Origin of the sequence: Pseudonocardia hispaniensis (genome assembly GCF_042658695.1) — a bacterium.
Classification (GTDB): Bacteria; Actinomycetota; Actinomycetes; order Mycobacteriales; family Pseudonocardiaceae; genus Pseudonocardia; species Pseudonocardia hispaniensis.
The window spans coordinates 1-991 of sequence record NZ_JBHSQW010000040.1 but is presented as its reverse complement, the minus strand read 5'-3'; the positions used below and the strand labels follow the sequence as shown (position 1 = coordinate 991).

Below are 991 nucleotides of genomic sequence, written 5' to 3'. Positions count from 1 at the left end.
CTCAGAGAGTGTTGGGGAACCCGGGAGATCAGTCCTGATGCTCGTCTGCTAGGCGGCGGGCGGCCTCGGTCTCGATCGGTCCTTGAGGTTCCAGGTCCTCGCCTGCGAGGCGGGCGGCCATGAGCCGAATCATCGCGAACTTGATCATGGCTTCGGCGTGGTCGGTCTTGCGTTCGTAGTCGCGTGCCAAGCGTCTGCACCTCGTCAACCAGCCGAAGGTTCTCTCCACCACCCACCGGCGGGGCAGCACCTGGAACCCTTTCACGTCCGCATGGCGCGGCACCGCCACGACCTCCAGGTTCTCCCACCGGCGGGCCCAGGAAACCAGGCCGGCGTCCACGGAGTTGACGTAGCCGCCGTCGACCCAGACCAGCCCGAGCACCGGGAACCGGCGCCGGATCCCGCTCAGCACGCGCCGGGCACCGGCCCGATCCTGCACCGATGCCGAGTGCACGATCCCGACCAGCAGCAGCCCGAGGGTGTCCACGAGCAAGTGCCGCTTGCGGCCACGGATGCGTTTGCCGGCGTCGTAGCCGATCTCCTCGCCACCCTCGCTGGTCTTGACCGACTGGGAGTCCAGCACCGCGGCCGAGGGCTGCGGATCCCGGCCGTCGCGGTCGCGGACCCGGTCGCGCAACACATCGTGGATCCGGTCCCAGGTGCCGTCGGCGGTCCAGGCCGAGAACACCTGGTAGGCGGTGTTCCAGGGGGCGAGATCGTGCGGCACGAGCCGCCAGGCACACCCACTGGCCAGCACGTAGCTGATCGTGTCGATGATCAAGCGGCGGGAATGCACCGCCGGGCGCCCACCCAGGCTCGGGTTCGTCCTGGGCAGCAGTGGCTCGATCACCGCCCACTGCCCATCCGTGACCGAGGAGTCATACGCGGGCTTACAGGTGCAGACACACACTCCACCGGATGATCAATCAGCGCTCGCCACTACCACAGTCACCACGCCGAGTGACCACGAGGTTTCACAACACTCTCTCAG

1 protein-coding gene is annotated in these 991 nt (G+C 67.7%); it reads right to left on the bottom strand.

Annotated elements, in window-relative coordinates; translation table 11 throughout:
• Positions 1–28: 28 nt before the first annotated feature.
• Complete coding sequence (locus ACFQE5_RS20020; protein ID WP_379587200.1) at positions 29–910, bottom strand: IS5 family transposase; 882 nt, start codon at positions 908–910, stop codon at positions 29–31.
• Positions 911–991 lie beyond the last annotated feature (81 nt).